This is a genomic window from Falsiroseomonas tokyonensis, assembly GCF_019024325.1.
Lineage (GTDB): Bacteria > Pseudomonadota > Alphaproteobacteria > Acetobacterales > Acetobacteraceae > Falsiroseomonas > Falsiroseomonas tokyonensis.
This window is the reverse complement of sequence record NZ_JAFNJS010000004.1, coordinates 172543-193157: the sequence shown is the minus strand read 5'-3', so window position 1 is coordinate 193157 and position 20615 is coordinate 172543. Positions and strand designations below refer to the sequence as shown.

General features: G+C 71.6%; 20 protein-coding genes. 8 read left to right on the top strand and 12 right to left on the bottom strand.

Translation table 11 applies throughout. From position 1 onward, the window contains the following. Positions 1–21 precede the first annotated feature (21 nt). Together J3S20_RS14670 and J3S20_RS14665 are read right to left on the bottom strand one after the other, a co-directional pair. On the bottom strand, positions 22–444 hold the full coding sequence (locus J3S20_RS14670) for a hotdog fold thioesterase (RefSeq protein ID WP_216837240.1): 423 nt from the start codon (positions 442–444) through the stop codon (positions 22–24). A gap of 28 nt (positions 445–472) precedes the next feature. Continuing rightward, positions 473–1882 (bottom strand): MATE family efflux transporter, encoded by a 1410-nt coding sequence (locus J3S20_RS14665; RefSeq protein WP_216837239.1) that lies wholly within the window; start codon positions 1880–1882, stop codon positions 473–475. A gap of 119 nt (positions 1883–2001) precedes the next feature. Here J3S20_RS14665 and J3S20_RS14660 point away from each other — a divergent pair, with 119 nt between their 5' ends. After that, the gene (locus J3S20_RS14660) at positions 2002–3045 is read left to right on the top strand and encodes an alpha/beta hydrolase (RefSeq protein WP_216837238.1); all 1044 of its coding nucleotides are present in this window, start codon (positions 2002–2004) and stop codon (positions 3043–3045) included. Positions 3046–3215: 170 nt separating this feature from the next. On the opposite strand, the gene J3S20_RS14655 is transcribed toward J3S20_RS14660, so the two are convergent. After that, positions 3216–4736 carry a PAS domain-containing sensor histidine kinase gene (locus J3S20_RS14655; protein WP_216837237.1) on the bottom strand — a complete coding sequence of 507 codons (1521 nt, stop codon included), beginning with the start codon at positions 4734–4736 and terminating at the stop codon, positions 3216–3218. Beyond that, positions 4729–5496, bottom strand: coding sequence for a response regulator (locus J3S20_RS14650; RefSeq protein ID WP_216837236.1), 768 nt, complete (start codon positions 5494–5496; stop codon positions 4729–4731). The genes J3S20_RS14655 and J3S20_RS14650 overlap by 8 nt, the downstream gene beginning before the upstream one ends. A gap of 313 nt (positions 5497–5809) precedes the next feature. On the opposite strand from J3S20_RS14650, the gene J3S20_RS14645 reads away from it, so the two are divergent. Genes J3S20_RS14645 through J3S20_RS14630 form a run of 4 tightly spaced genes read left to right on the top strand, consistent with a single transcriptional unit; the run spans position 5810 to position 9561 of the window. Further along, positions 5810–7600 (top strand): IlvD/Edd family dehydratase, encoded by a 1791-nt coding sequence (locus tag J3S20_RS14645; protein ID WP_216837235.1) that lies wholly within the window; start codon positions 5810–5812, stop codon positions 7598–7600. A gap of 11 nt (positions 7601–7611) precedes the next feature. Continuing rightward, positions 7612–8361, top strand: a complete 750-nt coding sequence (locus J3S20_RS14640; RefSeq protein ID WP_216837234.1) for an SDR family oxidoreductase — start codon at positions 7612–7614, stop codon at positions 8359–8361. A gap of 35 nt (positions 8362–8396) precedes the next feature. Continuing rightward, positions 8397–9242 carry a fumarylacetoacetate hydrolase family protein gene (locus tag J3S20_RS14635; protein WP_216837233.1) on the top strand — a complete coding sequence of 282 codons (846 nt, stop codon included), beginning with the start codon at positions 8397–8399 and terminating at the stop codon, positions 9240–9242. A gap of 13 nt (positions 9243–9255) precedes the next feature. Continuing rightward, positions 9256–9561: a YdhR family protein gene (locus tag J3S20_RS14630; RefSeq protein ID WP_216837232.1), complete on the top strand. Its 306-nt coding sequence runs from the start codon at positions 9256–9258 to the stop codon at positions 9559–9561. Positions 9562–9568: 7 nt separating this feature from the next. On the opposite strand, the gene J3S20_RS14625 is transcribed toward J3S20_RS14630, so the two are convergent. From J3S20_RS14625 to ubiA, 5 genes are all read right to left on the bottom strand, one after another. Beyond that, positions 9569–11767, bottom strand: coding sequence for an esterase-like activity of phytase family protein (locus J3S20_RS14625; RefSeq protein ID WP_216837231.1), 2199 nt, complete (start codon positions 11765–11767; stop codon positions 9569–9571). Between the two features lie 84 nt (positions 11768–11851). Next, a complete protein-coding gene (locus J3S20_RS14620) occupies positions 11852–12244 on the bottom strand; it encodes a VOC family protein (RefSeq protein ID WP_216837230.1) in 393 nt (130 codons plus the stop codon). A 32-nt stretch (positions 12245–12276) separates the two neighbouring features. Then, entirely contained in the window at positions 12277–12702 is a 426-nt protein-coding gene (locus J3S20_RS14615; RefSeq protein ID WP_216837229.1) for a lasso peptide biosynthesis protein, read from the bottom strand. Further along, complete coding sequence (locus J3S20_RS14610) at positions 12699–13343, bottom strand: class I SAM-dependent methyltransferase (protein WP_216837228.1); 645 nt, start codon at positions 13341–13343, stop codon at positions 12699–12701. The genes J3S20_RS14615 and J3S20_RS14610 overlap by 4 nt, the downstream gene beginning before the upstream one ends. After that, positions 13340–14239: a 4-hydroxybenzoate octaprenyltransferase gene (gene ubiA / locus J3S20_RS14605; protein ID WP_216837227.1), complete on the bottom strand. Its 900-nt coding sequence runs from the start codon at positions 14237–14239 to the stop codon at positions 13340–13342. Before ubiA ends, J3S20_RS14610 begins: the two co-directional genes overlap by 4 nt. 29 nt (positions 14240–14268) lie before the next feature. Here ubiA and J3S20_RS14600 point away from each other — a divergent pair, with 29 nt between their 5' ends. From J3S20_RS14600 to J3S20_RS14590, 3 genes are read left to right on the top strand one after another with little or no spacing between them, the layout of a single operon-like run. Beyond that, positions 14269–14988 carry a 16S rRNA (uracil(1498)-N(3))-methyltransferase gene (locus J3S20_RS14600; protein ID WP_216837226.1) on the top strand — a complete coding sequence of 240 codons (720 nt, stop codon included), beginning with the start codon at positions 14269–14271 and terminating at the stop codon, positions 14986–14988. 49 nt (positions 14989–15037) lie between these two features. Next, positions 15038–16381, top strand: a complete 1344-nt coding sequence (locus J3S20_RS14595; protein ID WP_216837225.1) for a glutamate--cysteine ligase — start codon at positions 15038–15040, stop codon at positions 16379–16381. 2 nt (positions 16382–16383) lie between these two features. Continuing rightward, the gene (locus J3S20_RS14590) at positions 16384–17637 is read left to right on the top strand and encodes a 3-phosphoshikimate 1-carboxyvinyltransferase (RefSeq protein WP_216837224.1); all 1254 of its coding nucleotides are present in this window, start codon (positions 16384–16386) and stop codon (positions 17635–17637) included. Here the strand turns inward: J3S20_RS14590 and J3S20_RS14585 are convergent. From J3S20_RS14585 to J3S20_RS14575, 3 genes are all read right to left on the bottom strand, one after another. Further along, complete coding sequence (locus tag J3S20_RS14585; RefSeq protein WP_343215226.1) at positions 17610–18008, bottom strand: GNAT family N-acetyltransferase; 399 nt, start codon at positions 18006–18008, stop codon at positions 17610–17612. The genes J3S20_RS14590 and J3S20_RS14585 overlap by 28 nt on opposite strands. A gap of 44 nt (positions 18009–18052) precedes the next feature. Then, positions 18053–19231: a pyridoxal-phosphate-dependent aminotransferase family protein gene (locus tag J3S20_RS14580; protein WP_216837223.1), complete on the bottom strand. Its 1179-nt coding sequence runs from the start codon at positions 19229–19231 to the stop codon at positions 18053–18055. 137 nt (positions 19232–19368) lie between these two features. After that, positions 19369–20598 carry an MFS transporter gene (locus tag J3S20_RS14575; RefSeq protein WP_216837222.1) on the bottom strand — a complete coding sequence of 410 codons (1230 nt, stop codon included), beginning with the start codon at positions 20596–20598 and terminating at the stop codon, positions 19369–19371. Between the last annotated feature and the right edge of the window lie 17 nt (positions 20599–20615).

The window sequence follows — 20615 nt, the reverse complement described above, 5'->3', positions numbered from 1 at the left end:
ACACTGGCATTCATGCCGGCATCACGCACCGACGACGGCGCAGGTGAGGCGGGAGACGCAGGCGAGCTTGCCGTCGGCGCGGCGGATTTCGGTCTGCCAGACCTGGGTGCGCGCGCCGGTATGCATCGGCCGGCAGATGGCGGTGACGGTCTCGCCCCGCTTCACGCCGGCCATGTGGTTGGCATTCACCTCGATGCCCACGGCGCGCTTGCCTTCCTCCAGCGTCATCATGCAGGCCAGGGAGCCCAGCGTCTCGCTCAGCACCACGCTGGCGCCGCCATGCAGCAGGCCGAAGGGCTGCGCGTGGCGGGCATCCACCGGCATGGTGGCGTGCAGCGCGTCCGAGCCGATCTCCGTCACCTCGATCCCCAGCATGCCGGCCATGTTGTCCGCCATGCGGGCATTGATCTGCGCCGGCGTCCAGTCGCGTTTCCACAAGGTCATGGCAGGTTCCGTCGAAGCATGGTCCCAGTCATCGCAGCCGGCGGCGCAGCGTCAAGCCGCCGCGGGCGGAAAGCCGCATCCATCGCGCGAGCATCATCCCGGCCACCAGCAGCAGCCCCACCGAGAGCCCGATCCACAGCCCGATCGGCCCCACCTCGAAGCGGAGCGCCAGTACAAGGCCGAGCGGCAGGCCGAGGATCCAGTAGCCGAGTCCCGCCAGCAGCATCGGCACCCTTGTATCCTTCAACCCGCGCAAGGCACCGGCGGCCACCGCCTGCACGCCATCCGAAAGCTGGAAGAAGCCCGCCATCACCAGCATCACCGCGGCCAGCGCCGCCGTCTCCTCCGCGCCCGGATTGCCTTTCGCCAGGAATAGCCAGGCGATCGGGCCGGCCAGCAGCACCAGCGTGGCGGCGGAGATCGCCATGAAGCCGGCGCCGAGCCCGATGCCGATCCAGCCCGCGCGTGCTGCCTCCCGCGCCCGGCCGGCGCCGGTCATCAGCCCGACGCGTGCGGTGGCGGCCTGGCCGATGCCCATCGGCACCATGAAGGTGGCGGAAGCCACCTGCACCGCGATGGCATGCGCCGCGACGGCCACCGCGCCGAACCAGCCCATCGCGATGGCGGCGAAGGCGAAGACCGAGATCTCCAGCGCCATGGATCCCGCGATCGGCAGGCCGATCTGCGCCACCTCCCGCAGCCGTGCCAGGTCGTAGCGCCAGAGCCGGCCGAACAGGTGATAGCGCCGCAGTCGCCGGTCGCGCGCAATCACCACCACCAGCCCTGCGAACATCGCCAGGTTGCAGAGCGCGGAGGCGATGCCGGCGCCGACCACGCCCATCGCCGGCAGGCCCAGCCCGCCATGGATCAGCCAGTAGTTCAGCGGGATGTTCAGCGCGACGCCGACGAATGAGACGACCAGCGCCGGGATCGGCCGCTGCTCCGCCGAGAGGAAGCCGCGCAGCACGACGAAGCCGCAGAACAGCGGCATGCCCCACATCAGCGCGCCGACATATTGCGCCGCCAGCGCCGCCAAGGCGGGGTCCTGGCCCAGCAGGCCCAGCAGCGCCTCCGTGTGCCACAGCGCCAGCCAGACCGGGATGGTGGCGGCCGCGCAGGCCCAGAAGGCGGCGCGCACGTCGCGGCGCATGCCGCGCAGATGGCCGCGCCCGCGGCCGCGGGTCTGCGCGCACATGGGTGCCGCTGCCAGCGCCAGGCCGAAGGCCGGGGAGAGCGCGGCGAAATAGAGGTTGGCGCCCAGCGTGGCCGCCGCCAGCGCCTCCGTCGACACCCGGCCGAGGAACAACGCATCGGTCAGCGACAGGGCAAATTGCGAGAGGTTGGTGAGCACCAGCGGCCAGGCGAGCGCCAGGGTCGCGCGAATCTCCGGTCCCCAGGCACCCAGGCGCCCGGGGGTGTGTAATGCTTTGTGTGACATGGCGGCGGGGTGTTAGCCCGGATCGCCGGCGCGGTCGCATGATCTTCCTGTGCGTCGCGCTTGGGGGGCGGGCGGGCGGAGGCTACACTCCCGAAAACCGACGTCCGGAGCCTGTCTTCATGAAGCGACGCCTCATCCTCGCCGCGCCCGCCCTGGCGGCGGCCGCCTCGGCCCTGCCGGGGGCGGTGCGCGCCCAGTCCGCTACCCAGGTGCTCACGGAAGAGTTCATGGTGCCGAGCGGCGAGGGCATCGAGGTGTTCCTGCGCAACAAGCGGCAGGAGGGCGCGACCACCGGCGCCTCCCGCACCCTGCTGATGGTGCATGGCGCGGGCTTTGGCGCTTCCTCCAGCTTCGACCTGCCCTTCGGCGGCCTGTCCTGGATGGATTACATCGCCAGCCGCGGCTTCGATGTCTGGACGCTGGATGTGCGCGGCTTCGGCCGCTCCACCCGCCCCGCCGCCATGTCCCAGCCGGCCGACCAGAACCCGCCGGTGGCGCGCGGCGAGCAGGCGATGGCGGACCTGACGGCGGCGGTGAATTTCATCCGGCAGCGACGGTCGCTCGAGAAGCTGGTGCTGCTGGGCCACAGCTGGGGCACCAAGCTGGTCGGCCGCTTCGCCGCGGACCAGCCAGGGCAGGTGGAGCGTCTGGTGTTGTTCGCGCCGCCCTGGCTGCGCGACGGGCCGAGCCGGACGGACCCCGGCGGCGGGCCGCTCGGCGCGTGGCGGCCGCTGACCCAGCGCGCGCTGCGGGAGGGAATCCTGGCCCAGGCGCCGGAGGCGCAGCGCGCCGGGCTGATCCCGCCCGGCTGGTTCGAGCATTTTGCCGGCGTCACCTGGGCGCTGGACCCGGACGGCATCCGCGCCAACCCCGCCGTGCTGCGGGTGCCGAACGGGCCGGTGGCGGATGGGCGGGAATTCTGGAATGCGGGCAAGCCCTGGTGGGAGCCGGGCAAGGTGACCGCCCCGGCGCTGGTCGTGCTCGGCGAATGGGACCGCACCACGCCGCCGGCGCTGGGCTTCGCGGTATTCTCGGAGCTAAGCCGGTCGCCCGGCAAGCGCATGGTCGTGCTGGCGGAGGGCACGCACAACATGTGGATGGAGCGCAACCGCGGCGCGCTGTTCCAGGCCGTGCAGGGGTTTTTGGAGGAAGCGGCGGCGTAAGGGGGAAAGCCCTCTCCACCCGAAGGGGGGGAGGGTTGGGTGGGGGGCTTCGCCGAATACGGCAGGCCAGTGCAACTCATGTGCGGCTGCTGCGGCAGGGTAGCCGCGTTACCGAGCCCCCCACCCAACCCTCCCGCCCAAGCGGGGGGGGGGGGGGAGGGCTTTGGGTCTCACCCCAGCGGCAGGCGCACCACCAGGGTGGCGCCGCCGCCCGGCGTATCCTCCACCGCGATGCTGCCGCCATGCGCCTGGGCGATGGTGCGGCAAAGCGCGAGGCCCACGCCCGTGCCCTCCCCATCCGGCTTGGTGGTGAAGAAGGGGTCGAAGACGCGCTCGCGCAGGGCAGGTGGAATGCCGGGGCCATTGTCCTCCACCCGCAATTCCAACTCCTTTGGCCCGACCCGTGCGGAAAGGCGGATGCGCGGCTGCCAATCCGGCGAGGGCGGCGCATGGCCGGCCAAGGCGGCGCAGGCATTGGCCAGCAGGTTGCCCACCAGATGCGCCAGCTGGTCGGCATCGCCGCGCACCGGCGGCAGCCCGGCCGGCACCTCCCGCACCAGGGCCACGCCGGCCCGCGCACCCTCGGTCAGGTCGAGGCCGGTCTCGATCGCCTGGGCCAGGGAAACCCTGTCCCGCTTCGGCGGCTTCTGGCGGGCGGAGGCGAGCAGGCTGGCGACGATGCGGCCGCAGCGTTCGGCGGCCAGGCGCACCTTCTCCGCCCGCGCGGCCAGTTCCGTGCCCTCCGCCTCCTCCGCCAGCAGCAGGGATTGGGCGGCGACCACGGCGAGGGGGTTGTTGATCTCATGCGCCACGCCGGCGAGCAGGGAGGCGATGGCCGAAAGCCTCTCGTTGCGGCGCAGCGCCTCCCGCCCCGCGCGGCGGGCGCGCTCGGCCTCCCGCCGCAGGGTCAGGTCGCTGTAGGTATTGACCAGCGTGCCATCGGCCAGGCGTTCGGTGCGCAGCTCGATCACGCGGCCATCGGGGCGGGTTTCCTCCTGCCGGCCGGGCGGGCGGGACATGATCTCCGCCACCCGGGCCAGCACCAGCGCCTCCTCCGGCGCGCAGGGGTCTTCCTCCGGCCGCAGATCGGCGCGGCGCAGGCGGTTGCGGACGAAATCGGCCACGGGGGTGCCGGGCGTGCCGAGATGCGGCGGGAAGTCGAACATCGCCAGGAAGCCGTCATTGGCCAGCACCAGCCGCGCATCGGGGCCGACGATGTTCACCCCGTCGGCCACGCCTTCCAGGATGGCGCGCAGCTGCTGGCGGCTGGCTTCTGCCTCCTCCTCCCGCCGCTTCTCCTCCGTCAGGTCGCGCATGAACAGGATGAAGGCCTCGTGCAGCCCCTCCGCCGCACCGCCCGGCGGGGCGCCGAAGGGGGTGAAGGTCCAGGCGATGAAGCGCCGGCCGTTGCGGCGGTAGTCGATCCATCCCTCGCGCTTCACCACCTCCCCGGCCAGGGCGCGGTCGGCCAGCGGGTCCAGCTGGCCGGCGACTTCCGGGCCCACCAGGTCGCGCGTCGCCATGCCGAGGATGCTCTCCGCCGGACGCTGCGCGAATTCGGCGAATTCGCGATTGACGTAGAGGTAGCGGCGATCGCGGGAGACGACGCAGACCCGCGCCGGCGCCGCATCCAGCACGCCGCGCAGCAGCGCCACATCGGCATCCTGCCCCGGCGGGCCGGCTTCAGGCATTCGCGGTGGGGTCGAAGACATAGCCGGCGCCGCGGATGGTGCGGATGACCGCGGGCCGGTCGGGCACCGCCTCCACCTTGCGGCGGATGCGGGCGATGCGGACGTCGATCGAGCGGTCGAAATGCTCCTCCCCCCGCGGATGGGCCAGGTCGAGCAGCACCTCCCGCGTCAGCACCCGGCCGGGGCGTTCGGCGAAGGCGCGCAGCAGGGCGAATTCCGAGGGGCCGAGCGGAATCTCCTGGCCATCCGGCCCGGTCAGGCGGCGTGCCTCCAGGTCCAGCCAGGTGCGGCCCATGCGGATGCGGTGGCTGGGCGTGGCGGCGGCCACGGCGGCCACGGCGCTGCCGGGGGCGGCAGCGGCGGGCTGGGCGGCCAGCAGCGCCGCCGTCGCTTCCCGCCGCCGCAGCACGGCGCGCAGCCGGGCGAGGAGTTCGCGCAGGTCGACGGGCTTTGCGACATAGTCGTCGGCGCCGACCTCCAGCCCCACCACCCGGTCCACCACATCCCCGGCGGCGGAGAGCATGACGATGCCGATATCGGATTCGGCCCGCAGCGCGCGGGCGAGGGACAGCCCATCCTCCCCCGGCATGGCGATATCGAGCACGACGAGATCTGCCATCTCCTCGGCCAGCAGCCGGCGCAGTTCCGCGCCATCCGCCGCGCGGCGCACGGCGAAGCCGCGGCGCGAAAGGTATTCGGCCACGGCCTCGCGCAGATCGGGTTCGTCGTCGCAGACGATGATGGCGGCAGTCTCCGCCATGGCGGGCGGTCCTTCGTTGCGGAGGGGCGTCGTTGCGCAGCATGCCTGCGCAACGCCGCGCAATAAAGCCCGCAGCACGGCGGCGGGGCGCGACATCATCCGGAAACGGATCGCGGTCAGAACCGGGGGGCGCCAGGAGGAGACGCGCCATGTCCTGTCCAGCCGAACCCACCCTCTGGGACCTGCTGTCCCGGCAGTGGCTGGAGCGTGCCGCGGGCCGGAAGGCCAAGCCCGCCGGTTGCGGGAGAGGTTGACGAAAGGGCGGTGCGGCGCCTCACTTCCCCCAACGGCACAGGCCGATGGGGGAACCGCCATGGACGACCACGACCAGACCAAGAAGCCCTTCAAGCTTCGCAGCCAGCGCTGGTTCGACGACCCCCAGGATCCCGGAATGACCTCGCTCTATATCGAGCGGCAGTTGAACTTCGGGATGACGCGCGCCGAATTGCAGTCGGGCCGGCCGATGATCGGCATCGCCCAGACCGGCTCCGACATCTCCCCCTGCAACCGGCACCACATCGCCCTGGCGGAGCGGGTGAAGGCGGGCATCCGCGATGCCGGCGGCGTGCCCCTGGAATTTCCGGTCCACCCGATCCAGGAAACGCTCAAGCGCCCCACGGCCTCGCTGGATCGCAATCTTCAGTACCTGTCACTTGTAGAGATCCTGCACGGCTATCCGATCGATGGCGTCGTGCTGACCACGGGCTGCGACAAGACCACGCCGGCGATGCTGATGGGCGCGGCCACCATGAACATCCCGGCGGTCGCGCTGCCCGGCGGGCCGATGCTGGATGGCTGGTGGCATGGGCGGCTGGCGGGGTCCGGCACCATCGTCTGGGAGGCCCGGAAGAAGCTCGCGGCCGGGGAGATCGACTACGAAGGCTTCATCGAGATGGTGGCGGCAAGCTCCACCTCGGTCGGGCATTGCTCGACCATGGGCACGGCGCTGTCGATGAATTCGCTGGCCGAGGCGGTGGGGATGACGCTGACCGGCAGCGCGGCGATCCCCGGGCCTTACCGGCAGCGGGCGCAGATGGCCTACATGACGGGCGTGCGGGCGGTGGAGATGGTGAAGGCGAACCTCCGCCCCTCCGACGTCATGACCAAGAAGGCCTTCGAGAATGCCGTCATGGTGGCCTCGGCCATCGGCGCGTCGAGCAACTGCCCGATCCACATGGTGGCGATCGCCCGCCATATGGGCGTGGAGCATGACTTGTCCGACTGGCAGCGCGTGGGGGCGGAGATCCCGCTGCTGGTGGATTGCCAGCCCGCCGGCCGCTTCCTGGGCGAGGCCTTCTACCGCGCCGGCGGCGTGCCGGGCGTGATGCGCGAATTGCTGAAGGCGGGCCTTCTGCATGGCGATGTGATGACCGTCACCGGCAAGACCGTGGCGGAGAATCTGGCCGATGTGCCGGAGCCGGACCGCGAGGTGATCCGCGCCATGGACCGGCCGATGAAGGAACAGGCCGGCTTCATCGTGCTGAACGGCAATCTGTTCGACAGCGCCGTGATGAAGATCAGCGTCATCGACAAGGCCTTCCGGGCGCGCTTCCTGTCCGAGAACCCGGATGTCTTCGAAGGCAAGGTCGCGGTCTTCGAGGGGCCGGAGGACTACCACGCCCGCATCGAGGACCCGGCGCTGGGCATCGACGAGAAGACCGTGCTGGTGGTGCGCAATTGCGGCGCCGTGGGCTATCCGGGTGCGGCCGAGGTGGTGAACATGCAGCCGCCGGCGGCGCTGATCAAACGCGGCATCATGGCGCTGCCGACCATGGGCGACGGGCGGCAGTCCGGCACCTCCGGCAGCCCCTCCATCCTGAACGTGACGCCGGAGGCGGCGGTGGGCGGCGGACTCGCGCTGCTGAAGCATGGCGACCCGATCCGCATCGACCTGAAGGCGCGCCGCGTGGATGTGCTGATCCCGGCCGAGGAGCTGGCCGCGCGCCGCGCCGCCTGGACCGCGCCGGTGCTGCTGCACAAGACGCCGTGGGAGGAGATCTACCGCAGCATGGTGGGCCAGCTCGGCACCGGCGGTTGCCTGGAGCCGGCGACGATGTTCCTCAATATTCTGGAGACGCGCGGCGAAAGCCGGCACAACCATTGAGGAGCGGATCCATGGCGGGACGTCTGGCGGGCAAGCGCTGCCTGGTGACGGCGGCGGCGCAGGGCATCGGGCGCGCCACGGCGCTGGCCTTCGCCGCCGAGGGCGCGGAGGTGATCGCCACCGACAAGGATGTGGCGAAGCTCTCGGACCTGGCGGCGCCGGGCCTCACCACGCGGGGCCTGGACGTGCTGGACGGGGCGGCGATCGCGGAGACGATCGCGGCGGCCGGCGAGATCGACATCCTGTTCAACTGCGCCGGCTTCGTGCACCAGAACACGGTGCTGACGGCGACCGATGCCGAATGGGATTTCGGCTTCGCGCTGAACGTGCGGTCCATGTGGAAGATGGTGCAGGCGGTGCTGCCGGGGATGCTCGCGCGCAAGCGCGGCACCATCGTCAACATGTCCTCGGCCTGCTCCTCGATCAAAGGCGCGCCGAACCGCTTCGTCTATGGCACCACCAAGGCCGCGGTGATCGGCCTGACCAAGTCGGTGGCCACCGAATACGTGGCCCAGGGCATCCGCTGCAATGCGATCTGCCCCGGCACGGTGGATACGCCGAGCCTTGGTGAGCGGATCAGCGCCAATGCGGCGGCGGCCGGCAGCGAGGAAGCGGCGCGCGCCGCCTTCGTGGCGCGCCAGGCCATGGGAAGGCTGGCCACCGCCGAGGAGATGGCGGCGCTGGCCGTCTATCTCGCCAGCGACGAAAGCGCCTTCGTCACCGGCCAGGCCATCGTCATCGACGGCGGCTGGACGCTGTAGTTCCGCGATCCCCCCAACACGGGTATAGGCATATTATGAAACTCCTTCGCTACGGCCCTGCGGGCCAGGAAAAGCCCGGCCTGCTGGACAGCTCCGGCACCATCCGCGACCTTTCGGGGGTGATCCCGGACCTGTCGGGGGTGGCGCTTTCGGCCGCGGGCCTGGCGCAGATCGCGGCGCTGGAGCCTTCCAGCCTGCCCGCCGTCACCGGCACGCCGCGCCTCGGCCCCTGCGTTGCGGGGATGAAGAACTTCGTCTGCATCGGGCTGAACTACGCCGACCATGCGGCGGAGACGGGCGCGGCCATCCCGAAGGAGCCGATCGTCTTCCTGAAGTCGCTCGGCGCCGTCTGCGGCCCGAATGACGATGTCATCATCCCGAAGGATTCGGTGAAGACGGACTGGGAGGTTGAGCTCGCCATCATCATCGGCAGCACCGCGAAATGCGTGCCCGAGGAGACGGCGATGGAGCATGTGGCGGGCTATGCCATCTGCAACGACGTCTCCGAGCGCGAATGGCAGATCGAACGCGGCGGCAGCTGGGACAAGGGCAAGGGCTGCGACACATTCGGCCCGCTCGGCCCCTGGCTGGTCACCAGGGACGAGGTGGCGGACCCGCAGGACCTGGCGATGACGCTGGATGTGGACGGGGTGCGGATGCAGGACGGCTCCACCCGCACCATGATCTTCGGGGTGCGGCACCTGGTCTCCTATGTCTCCCACTTCATCACCCTGCATCCGGGCGACGTGATCTCCACCGGCACCCCGCCGGGCGTCGGGCTGGGCAAGAAGCCGCCGGTCTTCCTGAAGGCGGGGCAGACGATGCGCCTGTCGATCCAGGGGCTGGGCGAGCAGGTGCAACAGACGGTCGCCTATGGGTGATGCCGGGTCCCGCATGGCCGCCACCGTCCTGATCTTCGACTTCCCCAACAGCGCCTTCGGCCCCGAGCGGACCGAGGCGCTGAAGCCGCTGGCGGAGGATATTGCCGGCCAGCACGGCCTGCTCTGGAAGATCTGGACGGAGGAGCCTGCCGCGGGGCGCGCCGGCGGCGTCTATCTGTTCGAGACGCGCGCCGCGGCCGAGGCCTATCACGCCATGCATGCGCAACGCCTGGCGGCGCGGGGCGTGACGGGCATCGAGGCGACCTATCGCGGCGTGAACGAGGTGCTCAGCCGGATCGACCGCGGGCCGATCGGCTGAGCGGGGCTCAATCGAGCGGCAGGCGGCCGAGGCGCAGGAACTGGGTCTCGCCCGAAGTGCCCTGCACGCCGTCATTATCCGTCACCGCGAAGGCCTCGCCGGCAGCGTCGATGGCGAAACCCTCCAGCTTCTCCTGCACCACGCCGCGCGCGGCGGCCAGGTCCGGCACCATGTCGCGCAGCAGGCGGCGGGCGACGACGGGCACCTGCGCCGCGCCGGGTTCCGCCGGGGTCAGGCCGGCGGTCGACACCAGCACCAGGCGCTTGATCGCGGCCTCGCCCCATTGGTTGTTGCGCTCGATCACCACGAAGCGGTCCGGGCCGACGGCAGTGATCTCGGACAGGCCCATCCAGCCGGCCGGCGAGCGGTCCAGCGGGAAGTGCAGCACGCCCCAGGCGCGGGTGGCGGGCAGGTAGCGCAGGATCATGGCATGGCCTTCGGGCGCGCCGGACCAGGGGCGCTGCACGGCGATCCAGACCGCTTCCTCCGCCCCTTCGCCGGTCACCGTCACACCCTCGAAGCCGAAGCGGCTGGCGGTGGCGGCCAGGGCCTCGGGCAGGGCGATCTCCTCCTCGATCGCGCCGCTGGCTGAGACGCGCAGCAGCAGGTTCGCGGTCTTGTTCTGGGCACGTTCGGGATTGCCTTCCGAGGCCAGCCAGAAGCTGCCATCGGCGCGCATCGCGATGCCCTCGATATCGAGGTTCTGGGCGGGCGCGCCGTTGCGGGTGACGGTGACGCTGCGGGTGATGCGGGCGGGGGTCGCGGTGGCGTCGATCGCCAGGATCTGCGCCTCGGCATAGACGCTGTCGGTCACCGCATGCAGCTGGCCGGGGCGGCTGCGATCCGCCGTCAGGCCGGACAGCGCACCCCAGGGGATCGGCGTGCCCTGCGGGCCGTTCTCCGACTGCAGGGTCGGATAGGCCGCCGGGCCGGTGCCGAGGCGATGGATCGTTAGGGTGGAGCGCAGGCCGATCTCCGGATTGTCGCCCTCGCCGGCTACCACCAGCAGGCCGCGGGCGGGGATGGCGAGGATCCCCTCCGGCGCCACGCCCACCGGCAGCGCCTGCAGGAAGGCCGGCGCCCGGCCCGGGCCGCGATCCTGCCAGACGCTGACCAGGGAGGCGCGTTCGGAGCCGATGAAGATCAGCCGGCGATCGCCGAAGGTGGCGATCTCCACGCCCTCCGGCTCATTGCCGCGGGCGGCGGAGCGTGCCTCGGGGTAGTGGCCGAGGCGGATCGCCAGATGGTCCAGCAGATTTCCGGAATCCCATTCCACGCTGCCGTCGCGACGGAAGATGGTGAAGCCGCGGGATCCGGTGACCATGTCGCCTTCATTGGCGGTGACGAAGCGTTCGTCATCCAGCCAGCGCACCGCATCGGGTTCCCGCACCAGGCCCGCCAGGCGCTGGGTGGGGCGGATGACATTGTCGCGGCGGCCATCGACCTGATCGAGATCCACCGTGCCGGCGCTGAAATGCGCGACGACGCGTCCCTCGGCCAGGTTCACGATGGCGATGTGGTTGTTCTCCTGCAGCGTCACCACCGCCTCGCCGCGGCCATTCACATCGGCGAATTCCGGCTCCGGGTCGGTCGGCGCCACGGCGGCGATGCCGGTGAGGTCCACGCGGCGCAGCGCGGCGCAATCCAGGCCGGTGGCGGTCAGCGGGATGGTGGTGAGGTTGCCGGGCGGCAGCTGCGGGATGCGGCCGCCGTCGAGTCGCTCGTCCCTTTCATTCTCGATGACGATGACCAGCGTGGCGCCGTCGCGGCTGATGGTCGCGGCATCCGGCTGGCCGCCCAGCTCGCAGGCCTGTTCCGGGCGGCGGCCGGCGATATCCACCACCACGACGTGGCCGGAGGGTTCGGTCTTGTTCGGCGAGGTGTCCAGCACCGCATAGGCGCGGCCGCCGCGCGTGGCCACCGAGGTGGGGTCGCCATCCAGCGGCAGGAAGCCGGCCGGGCGCGGCGCTGCGGGGTCCGTGATATCGACGAAGCCGAGGCCGCGCTGGCCGCCATCGACATAGACCAGCGTGTTGCCGTCGCCGGAGGCCGCGACGATTTCCGCGATGGACCGGCCGCTGCGGTCTTGCCCGGGGGGCAGCATGCGCACCGCCTCGATGGTCGCGATGCGGTTGAAGAACGGCGCCTCCTGCGACCAGGCCGGGGTGGCGCAGAGGCTGGCGAGCAGCAGGGTGCGAAGGCGCATTTTTGGGGGCCTGGGATGATGGCGCGCCCCGGTCGCATGCCGCCCCCGCTGCGACAAGCCAGTCTCATGACTGTCCCGAAACTTTCACACAGGTGGGTCCGGCCAATAGGTGCCGAAGGACCAGACATGGCCTTCCGGGTCGCGCACCGTGAAATCGCGGCTGCCGTAGTCGGTGGTCTGCAGCGGCCGCACCAGCTCCGCCCCGGCCGCCAGGGCGCGGGCATGCGCCGCATCGGCATCCTCGGTGCGGATATAGATGCTGCCGGTGATGCCGCCGAGCTGGCCGGGGGCCTGGCCGAAACCGTCGGCGCGGACCGAGCCGAGCATCACCAGCCCGTTTTCGCCCAGATGCAGCTCCGCATGGGCGATGCCGCCCTTGTCGTCGGGCACCACCAGGCCGCGGCGGAAGCCGAAGGCGCGTTCCAGCCAATCCAGCGCCGCCGGGGCGTCCTGGTAGCGCAAAGTGGGGCACAGCATCACGAACCTCCTTGCTCCTTGGGGAGCCGAGGCTAGCCGGGCGGGTGGCCGCCGGATTGGAGAAATGTCGCGGCCTGCCAGCGCGGCCAGATCGCCGCCACGGCGACGGCGCGGGCCGCCTGGAAGGACGGATCCGCGGTGTCGGTCCCCGGGCGGTAGCGGGCATCGGGCGCCGGGCAGCCGAGGAGGGGCGGCGCGCCGAACTGGTCCGCGGTCAGGTCCAGGATCAGCCCCGTCGATTCCACCCAGGCATGGCGCGCCGGCGGGCGGCCCGGGGCGAGGAACCAGCCGTGGCGGATCCGGGCCTCCTGCCCGGCCTCCGCCAGCACGCGTTGCAGGAAGCAGGCGGAGCGGCCGCAGGTGCCGGTGGAGGGGATGGCGGGCAGGGGGCGGCCGCGCTCGGCGTGCCACTCCGGCCAGACGGTTTCGAGGAAGCGCCGGGCCTGCGCGAGAATCACGGCAGCAGGCGGTGGATGGTCACCTGGCGGGTGTCCCGGTCTTCGAGCTCCCGCGTCGTCGGCACCAGGTGGGTGGAGAGCAGCGTCATGCCGTCCCGCGGCAGATAGGCGCGGCCCGGATCGGCGATCCAGACCTCGGCGCCGGCGGCCGACATGGCACGCAGCCAGGGCAGGATATGGGCGGTCATCGGCGCCTCGTAGCAGACGTCGCCGGCCAGGATCAGGTCCCAGCGGCAGGCGGCACCCACCACATCGCCCTCGGGCGTTGCCACCTCCACGCCGTTCAGCGCGGCGTTCAGGCGGGTGGCGGCCAGGGCGAGAGGGTCGATCTCGGCGGCCTCGACGCTGGCGGCGCCGGCCAGGGCGGCGGCGATGGCGCCGATGCCGCAGCCGGCGGCGAAATCCAGCACGCGCTTGCCGGCGACCAGCCCGGGCTGGTCCAGGACCGTGCGAGCCAGGGCCTGGCCGCCGGGCCAGGCGAAGGCCCAGAAGGGGGGCTCGATGCCTTCCTGCGCCAGCCAGGACTCGGTGGCCTGCCAGATCGGGGTGATCTCGGTGGCCAGGTGCAGGCGCAGCTCCGGCACCAGGGAAGGGCAGGCGATGGCGGTATGGGCGAGGATGAAGCTTTCCGGGTCGCTCACAGCCGGCCGGCCAGGAAAGCCAGCGCGATGGCGAAGCCGACCTCGCGGTTGGAGCGGAACAGCATCAGGCAGCGTTCCGGGTCATCGATGTCCAGCGTCAGCACCTGTCGCGCCAGCAGCGCGGCCGCCGGCAGCAGGGCCGGCAGGAACAGCCAATGCAGCCCGGCCAGCAGCCCGGCGGCGACCAGCAGCGCCAGCATGGCCGCGTAGCAGAAGGTCAGGAACCGCGCAGTGCCGGCGCCCAGCCGCAGCGCGGTGCTGCGGATGCCGACCTTCGCATCATCCTCCCGGTCCTGATGGGCGTAGATCGTGTCATAGCCCAGGATCCAGAAGAAGCCGGCGGCCCAGAGCAGCAGGGCCGGCCAGCCGAGGCCGCCGGTCGCCGCCGCATAACCGGTGGGTGCGGCCCAGGAGAAAACCAGGCCGAGCACCGCCTGTGGCCAGTCCGTCACCCGCTTGGCCAACGGATAGAGCGCGATCAGCAGCAGCGAGCCCAGGCCCACAGTGATGGCCGCCGGCGGCAGCTGCACCAGCACCAGCAGCCCCACAAGGCAGAGGGCCGCCAGGAAGACCAGCGCCTGGAAGGGGGTGACCATGCCGGCGGCCAGTGGCCGGCCGCGGGTGCGCTCCACCTGGCGGTCCAGGTCCCGGTCCCAGAGATCGTTCACCACGCAGCCCGCCGCCCGCATGGCGAAGGCGCCGATGGTGAAGAGCAGCGCCAGCCGCAGACCCTCGGCCCAGCCCGGCGCGGCCATCGCAAAGGCCCAGAAGCCGGGCAGCAGCAGCAGCCAGGCGCCGATCGGCCGGTCGAAGCGGCCGAGCAGCGCATAGGGGCGCCAGCCGGGCGGCAGGCGGGCCACCCAGCCGGTGGCGCGGATATCGGTCCAGCCGGTCATGGTCCTATACCTGTCCGCGGAGGTTCTGGATGTCCATCCCCCGTCTTTTCATCGATCAGCCTCTGGCCGAGGGCCACCTGGTGGAGGCCGCGCCCGGCCAGGCGCATCACATCGGCACGGTGCTGCGGCGCGGCCCCGGCGATGCGGTGCGGCTGTTCAACCCGCGCGACGGGGAATGGGACGCGACCATCGAGGCGATCCGCAAGGACCGCGCCCGCTTTGCCATTGGCGCCCAGGCGCGCCCACCGGCGGCCGAGCCGGAATGCCGCCTGCTGGTCGCAGCCCTGAAGCGGGATGCGATGGACTGGGTGGTGGAGAAGGCGACGGAGCTGGGCGCGACCCTCATCCAGCCGGTGCTGACCCGCCGCACCGTGGCGGACCGCGCCAATGCCGCGCGGCTATCCGCCATCGCCCGCGGCGCGGCGGAGCAATGCGAGCGGCTGTCTGTGCCGGAGGTGGCGGAAGCCGTGCCGCTGCATCGCCTGCTGGATGGCTGGGACGGGGCGCCGCTGGTGGTCGCCATGGAGCGCAGCCAGGCGCGCCCGCTGCGCGAACTGGCCCGGCCGGAAGGCGCGCCGCTGGCCCTGCTGGTGGGGCCGGAGGGCGGCTTCGCGGAGGCGGAACTTGACGACCTGCGCCGGCGGCCCTTTGTAGTGCCGGCCGCACTCGGGCCCCGGATTCTCCGGGCCGAGACCGCGGCCGTGGCCGGGCTCGCGGCGCTGCAGGCGCTGATGGGCGATTGGGCCTGATCGGCCGGGGCAACCGCCCCGGCTGGACGCCTGGAAGAGAACGCACAGCATGTCGAATCCCGGCGAGGCCGACCTGACGCCGATCACCTCCACGCGCCAATTGGCCGAGTGGTTCGCCCAAGGGTCCAAGCCCAAGGCCGCCTGGCGGATCGGCACGGAGCACGAGAAGTTCGGATTTTCTCGGGCAGGCTTCGCGCCGCCGCCCTATGAGCCGGGGGGCATCAAGGCGATGCTGGAAGGGCTGCAGGCGAAGGGCTGGGAGCCGATCCTGGACGCCGGGAATGTCATCGGCCTGAAGCGCGGCGGCGGCTCCGTCAGCCTGGAGCCGGGCGGGCAGTTCGAGCTTTCGGGCGCGCCGGTCGAGGACCTGCATGCCGGCCGCGTGGAGCTGGCCGAGCATCTACGGGAGGTGCATGAGGTGGCCGGGCCGCTCGGCCTCGGCTTCGCGCCGCTGGGCTTCCACCCGCTGGCGAAGCGGGAGGACATGCCCTGGATGCCGAAGGGGCGCTACGCGATCATGCGGCGCTACATGCCGATGGTCGGCGGCATGGGCCTCGATATGATGCTGCGCACCTGCACGGTGCAGGTGAACCTCGACTTCGGCGACGAGGCGGACATGGTGGAGAAGCTGCGCGTCTCGCTCGCGCTGCAGCCGCTGGCCACCGCGCTGTTTGCCAATTCGCCCTTCCTGGAGGGCAAGCCTTCCGGCCTGCTGACGCTGCGCGGACGGGTCTGGACGGATACCGACCCGGACCGCACGGGCATCCCGCCCGTGGCCTTCGAGGACGGTTTTGGGTTCGAGCGGTTTGCCCAGTTCGTGCTCGACGTGCCGATGTATTTCATCATGCGCGATGGCCAGTACATCGACGCCGCGGGCGTGTCCTTCCGCGCCTTCCTGGAGGGCCGCGCGGAGAAGCTGGCGGGGCATGAGGCGACGATGGGGGACTGGGCGGACCACGTCACCACCGTCTTCACCGATGTGCGCCTGAAGCGCTTTCTCGAGATGCGCGGCGCGGATGCCGGCAGCCCGGCGATGCTGATGGCGCAGCCGGCCTTCTGGACCGGGCTGCTCTATGACGATGCGGCACAGAAGGCGGCGGCGGCGCTGATCCGCGGCTGGACGGTGGAGGAGATGAAGCTGCTGCGGAACGCCGTGCCGCAGCAGGCGCTGGCCGCCACCATCCGCGGGCGTACGCTGCAGGCGACCGCGCGCGATGCGGTGGCGATCTCGCGCGAGGGGTTGCGGGCGCGCGGGCTGGGCGAGGAGGTGTACCTGGCGCCGCTGGCCGAGATCGCGGAATCCGGCATCACCCAGGCGGAGCGCTGGCTGCAGCGCTGGGAAGGCGCCTGGGGCGGCGACGTTTCGCGGATTTTTGCGGAAGCCGAGGCCTGACCATGCAGGCGGTGACCATCGTGCCGCCGGGCCGGCCGCTGCGCGGGCGCGTGGCGCCGCCGGGGTCGAAATCCATCACCAACCGGGCGCTGCTGCTGGCGGCGCTGGCGCGGGGGACCAGCAGGATCACCGGCGCGCTGAAAAGCGACGACACGCGGCATATGGCCGAGGCGCTGCGCGCCATGGGTGTGACGGTGGCGGAGCCGGACGCGACGAGCTTCGTGGTGACCGGCAGCGGGGCGCTGCGCGCGCCGGCGGCGCCGCTCTTCCTCGGCAATGCTGGCACGGCGACGCGCTTCCTGACCGCGGCGGCGGCGCTGGCGGATGGGCCTGTGGTGCTGACCGGCGATGCGCATATGCAGAAGCGGCCGATCGCGCCGCTGGTGACCGCGCTGGCGGCGCTCGGCGTGACGGCCGAGGCGCCGACGGGCTGCCCGCCGGTGACGGTGCAGGGGCGCGGCGGTTTTGCCGGCGAGGCGGTGACGGTGGATGCCGGCCTGTCCAGCCAATATCTTTCGGCCATCCTGATGCTGGCGGCCTGCGGCGCCAGGCCGGTGCGCGTGACGCTGGCCGGCGATGCGATCGGCGCGCGCGGCTATATCGACCTGACCGTCGCCGCCATGCGCCACTTCCGGGCGACGGTGACGCAGGAGAGCGCGGCGGCCTGGCTTGTGCAGCCCGGCGGCTACCGGGCGGCCGATCTGCATGTGGAGCCGGATGCCTCGGCCGCGACTTATCTCTGGGCGGTGGAGGTGCTGACGGGCGGTGCCATCGATCTGGGGGCGGAAAACTTCACGCAGCCGGATGCGCAGGCGCAGGCGCTGATCCGGCAATTCCCGCATTTGCCGGCGGAGATCGAAGGATCGCAGATGCAGGATGCGGTGCCGACTCTCGCGGTGCTCGCGGCCTTCAATGCGACGCCGGTGCGTTTCACCGGCATCGCCAATCTGCGCGTGAAGGAATGCGACCGCGTCGCCGCCATGGCCACCGAATTGTCCCGCATTGCCCCCGGGCTGGCGGTGGAAGTCGGCGACGACCTTCTGGTGACGCCGCAGCCCCGCGAAAACTTCCGGCCGGCACGGATCGAGACCTATGGCGACCACCGCATCGCCATGAGCCTGGCGCTGGTCGGGCTGATGGTGCCCGGCGTGACCATCCTGGACCCGGGCTGCGTGGCGAAAACCTATCCGGATTACTGGCGCGATCTTGCGCGCCTCGGCGTGGCGCTTCAGGCGGAGAGCGGCTTCGCCATATAGACCCGCGCGCGGCCCTTTTCCGTCACCCGCGCGGTCTCCGCAAAACCCAGGCGGCGATACATCGCGATATTCGCCGCCATCAGCGCATTGGTCAGCAGGCGCAGCTCCGGCAGCCCGCGGCGGCGCGCCTCGGCTTCCGCGAAATCCATCAGCATCCGGCCGAGGCCCTGGCCCTTCAGGGCGGGCTCCACCGCGATATTGTCGATCCAGAGATGGTCCGGGAAATCCAGCAGCACGATCAGCCCGGCCAGGGCCTCGTCCCGGAGCAGGACAAAGGCCTGGCCCGCCTCGCAGCGGGCGGCATAGTCGTCATCCATCGGCAGGGGGCGCGCGCCCGTCACCGGCAGCCAGGGCGCATAGGCGCGCTCCACCAGCGCGGCCAGCGCCGGCGCTTCCGCCAGGGTGGCCAGGCGGATCAGGCGGCGGTCTCCGCGAGATAGGCGATGGCCGCCTCCACGCCGCCGCCGGCATGCGGCACGCCTTCCAGCCGCAGGCCGATCTCCGTCGAGGCGAGAGTGCCCAGCAGCATCGGCTCGTTCAAATCGCCCAGATGGCCGATGCGAAAAACCTTGCCGTTGAGGCGCGACAGTCCGGTGCCGAGCGCCACGTTCAGCGTGCCGACGCGCCGGCGCAGCGCCTCCGCGTCATACCCCTCCGGCATCAGCACGGAGGTGACGGAATCGGAAACCCGTTCCGGCGACAGGCAGAAAAGCTGCGGCCCGTTGTTGCCGGCCCAGTGCCGCACGCAGCGCCGCGTGGCTTCCGCCAGGCGGGTGTGGCGCGCCAGGACATTGTCGAGGCCTTCCTCCTGCTCGATCAGGCGCAGCGCCTCCTGCAGCCCGTAGATCAGCGCGATGGGGACGGTGCCGATGAAGCTGCGGTGGCGCCGCGTCAGCATCGTGGTCCAGTTGAAGTAGTGCTTCGGGAAGGTGCTGGCCTTGTGCGCGGCCATCGCCTTTTCCGAGACGCCGCTGAAGGAGAAGCCCACGGGCAGCATCAGCCCCTTCTGGCTGCCGCCCACCGCGGCATCGATGCCCCATTCGTCGAAGCGGAAATCGATGGAGCCGAGGGAGGAGATGATGTCCGCCAGCAGCAGCGCCGGGTGCTTCGCATCATCCAGCGCGGCGCGGACGCGCGGCAGGTCCAGCGTCATGCCGGTGGAGGTCTCGTTGTGCACGGCACAGACCGCCTTGATGGCATGGCCGGTATCGGCGGCGAGCGCGGCGGCGAGATCGGCGTAATCCACCCCGCGGCGCCAATCGGCGGCGAGCGTCTGGACCTCGATGCCGAGATCGGCGGCCATCCTGCCCCAGGCCTCGGAGAAATGGCCGGTCTCGATCACCAGGATGCGGTCGCCGGGCGAGAGCAGGTTCACCAGCGTGGCTTCCCAGGCCGCGTGGCCGGTGCCGGTGTACATGAAGAGGTGCTGTTCGGTGCGCAGCACGCGCTTCAGCCCGGCCAGGCAGGCGTCATAGACCGCGAGGAAATCGGGGCCGTTGAAATCCACCGTGTGGTGGCTGACGGCCTGCAGGATGCTGTCCGGGATATTGGTCGGGCCCGGATTGGCGAAGAAGTGGCGGCCGCGCGGTGTCATCTGCCTGCTCTCCCCGGGGTCTGCGCCCCGCTTTCCTTCTCCGCGCAAAATGGCGAAAAGGGAAGCCACGGCCAGTGGTGCGGGGCATGTCCCTGCTGGCGCCAGCGCGGCGCTGGCGCGGCATGTGGCGCCGACACCTAGCGCCGCCCGGCCAGCACCACCAGCGCGGCCGCCGCCTGCAGCACCGCCGCGGCGATGAACAGGGCAGGCGCGCCGGCCGCCTCCCGCAGCAGGCCGAAGCCGGCGGGTGCGAAGGCATAGGCGGCCTGGCCGCAGGCGGTCACCAGGGCCACCGCGCGGGCCGTGTCGCCGGCCGTGAATTCGCGCTGCACGATCATCGGCGGCAGCGAGGTGAGATTGCCCAGCCCCAGCCCGAACAGCACCAGCCCCGCCAGCAGCAGCGGCACCTGCTCTCCGCCCGAGGCCAGCAGCAGCAGCGACCCCGCCGCCTGCACCGCGTGATTGCCGGCGGCGACCAGGCGCCGCTCCCCGCTCTCCGGCATCAGCCAGCCCGCCAGGCTGCGGCCGAGGACGGCGCAGACCGTCGCCAGCCCGGCCGCCAAGCCCGCCCCCTGGGTGCCGAGCGGCCCGGCCATCAGCGAGAAGAGATGCACGATCAGCCCGATCTGCGCGAAGAGCGACAGCGCCGCGGCGATGGCCAGGGTGAGGAAGCCACGGTCCCGCCACAGCAGGCCGCCCGGCAGCACCGCCGCGGCGCGCGGGGCGGCGGTGACGCTGGCCGGTGGCAGGCCGTCCGGATGCTGGGCGAAGGCCTCGGGCCCGGTCGCGAAATAGCGGCCGGAGAGCCACCACAGCACGCCGGCGATCGCCGCCCCCAGCAGCAGCGCCGCCTGGGGAAAGCCGAGACCGGCGATCAGCGTGCCCCAGAGCGGCGAGAACAGCGCCCCGCCGACCGAGGCGCCGTTATAGGCCAGGCTCAGCGCGGCCGGCCGGCGGCGGCTGAACCAGGGCGCCACCATGGCATTGATCGCGGCGCCGCCGGTCATCGCCCAGCCGGCGCCGCTGATCAGGGTGGCGGCGAAGAGCTGCCAGGGCTCGGTCGCCAGCGCCCAGGCCAGCACGCCGAGCCCTGCCAGCACCCCGCCCAGCCGGGTGCCGCCGGCGACGCCGAACTGCCGGTGCAGCGCGGGCAGCCGGGCGACCACCAGGGCGCTGATCAGGAAGTGGCAGGTGATGGCGCTGGCGATGAGGGAAACCGGCCAGCCCCGCGCCTGTTGCACCGCCAGCAGGAAGACGGGCGGGCCGTAGAAGCCGATTCCCCAGCCGAAGACGGCGACCGCGAAGGCGGCCCAGGCGACGCGCCAGCCGCGAAAGGGAGGATTGTCGGCGGGCGGGGGCAGGGACATGGGGGCTCTTCGAGGTG

Bases quoted from the DNA above. Each gene is read 5' to 3' on its own strand.
- J3S20_RS14670 (WP_216837240.1), bottom strand. From the start codon at position 444: ATGACCTTGTGGAAACGCGACTGGACGCCGGCGCAGATCAATGCCCGC.
- J3S20_RS14665 (WP_216837239.1), bottom strand. From the start codon at position 1,882: ATGTCACACAAAGCATTACACACCCCCGGGCGCCTGGGTGCCTGGGGA.
- J3S20_RS14660 (WP_216837238.1), top strand. From the start codon at position 2,002: ATGAAGCGACGCCTCATCCTCGCCGCGCCCGCCCTGGCGGCGGCCGCC.
- J3S20_RS14655 (WP_216837237.1), bottom strand. From the start codon at position 4,736: ATGCCTGAAGCCGGCCCGCCGGGGCAGGATGCCGATGTGGCGCTGCTG.
- J3S20_RS14650 (WP_216837236.1), bottom strand. From the start codon at position 5,496: ATGGCGGAGACTGCCGCCATCATCGTCTGCGACGACGAACCCGATCTG.
- J3S20_RS14645 (WP_216837235.1), top strand. From the start codon at position 5,810: ATGGACGACCACGACCAGACCAAGAAGCCCTTCAAGCTTCGCAGCCAG.
- J3S20_RS14640 (WP_216837234.1), top strand. From the start codon at position 7,612: ATGGCGGGACGTCTGGCGGGCAAGCGCTGCCTGGTGACGGCGGCGGCG.
- J3S20_RS14635 (WP_216837233.1), top strand. From the start codon at position 8,397: ATGAAACTCCTTCGCTACGGCCCTGCGGGCCAGGAAAAGCCCGGCCTG.
- J3S20_RS14630 (WP_216837232.1), top strand. From the start codon at position 9,256: ATGGCCGCCACCGTCCTGATCTTCGACTTCCCCAACAGCGCCTTCGGC.
- J3S20_RS14625 (WP_216837231.1), bottom strand. From the start codon at position 11,767: ATGCGCCTTCGCACCCTGCTGCTCGCCAGCCTCTGCGCCACCCCGGCC.
- J3S20_RS14620 (WP_216837230.1), bottom strand. From the start codon at position 12,244: ATGCTGTGCCCCACTTTGCGCTACCAGGACGCCCCGGCGGCGCTGGAT.
- ubiA (WP_216837227.1), bottom strand. From the start codon at position 14,239: ATGACCGGCTGGACCGATATCCGCGCCACCGGCTGGGTGGCCCGCCTG.
- J3S20_RS14600 (WP_216837226.1), top strand. From the start codon at position 14,269: ATGTCCATCCCCCGTCTTTTCATCGATCAGCCTCTGGCCGAGGGCCAC.
- J3S20_RS14595 (WP_216837225.1), top strand. From the start codon at position 15,038: ATGTCGAATCCCGGCGAGGCCGACCTGACGCCGATCACCTCCACGCGC.
- J3S20_RS14590 (WP_216837224.1), top strand. From the start codon at position 16,384: ATGCAGGCGGTGACCATCGTGCCGCCGGGCCGGCCGCTGCGCGGGCGC.
- J3S20_RS14580 (WP_216837223.1), bottom strand. From the start codon at position 19,231: ATGACACCGCGCGGCCGCCACTTCTTCGCCAATCCGGGCCCGACCAAT.
- J3S20_RS14575 (WP_216837222.1), bottom strand. From the start codon at position 20,598: ATGTCCCTGCCCCCGCCCGCCGACAATCCTCCCTTTCGCGGCTGGCGC.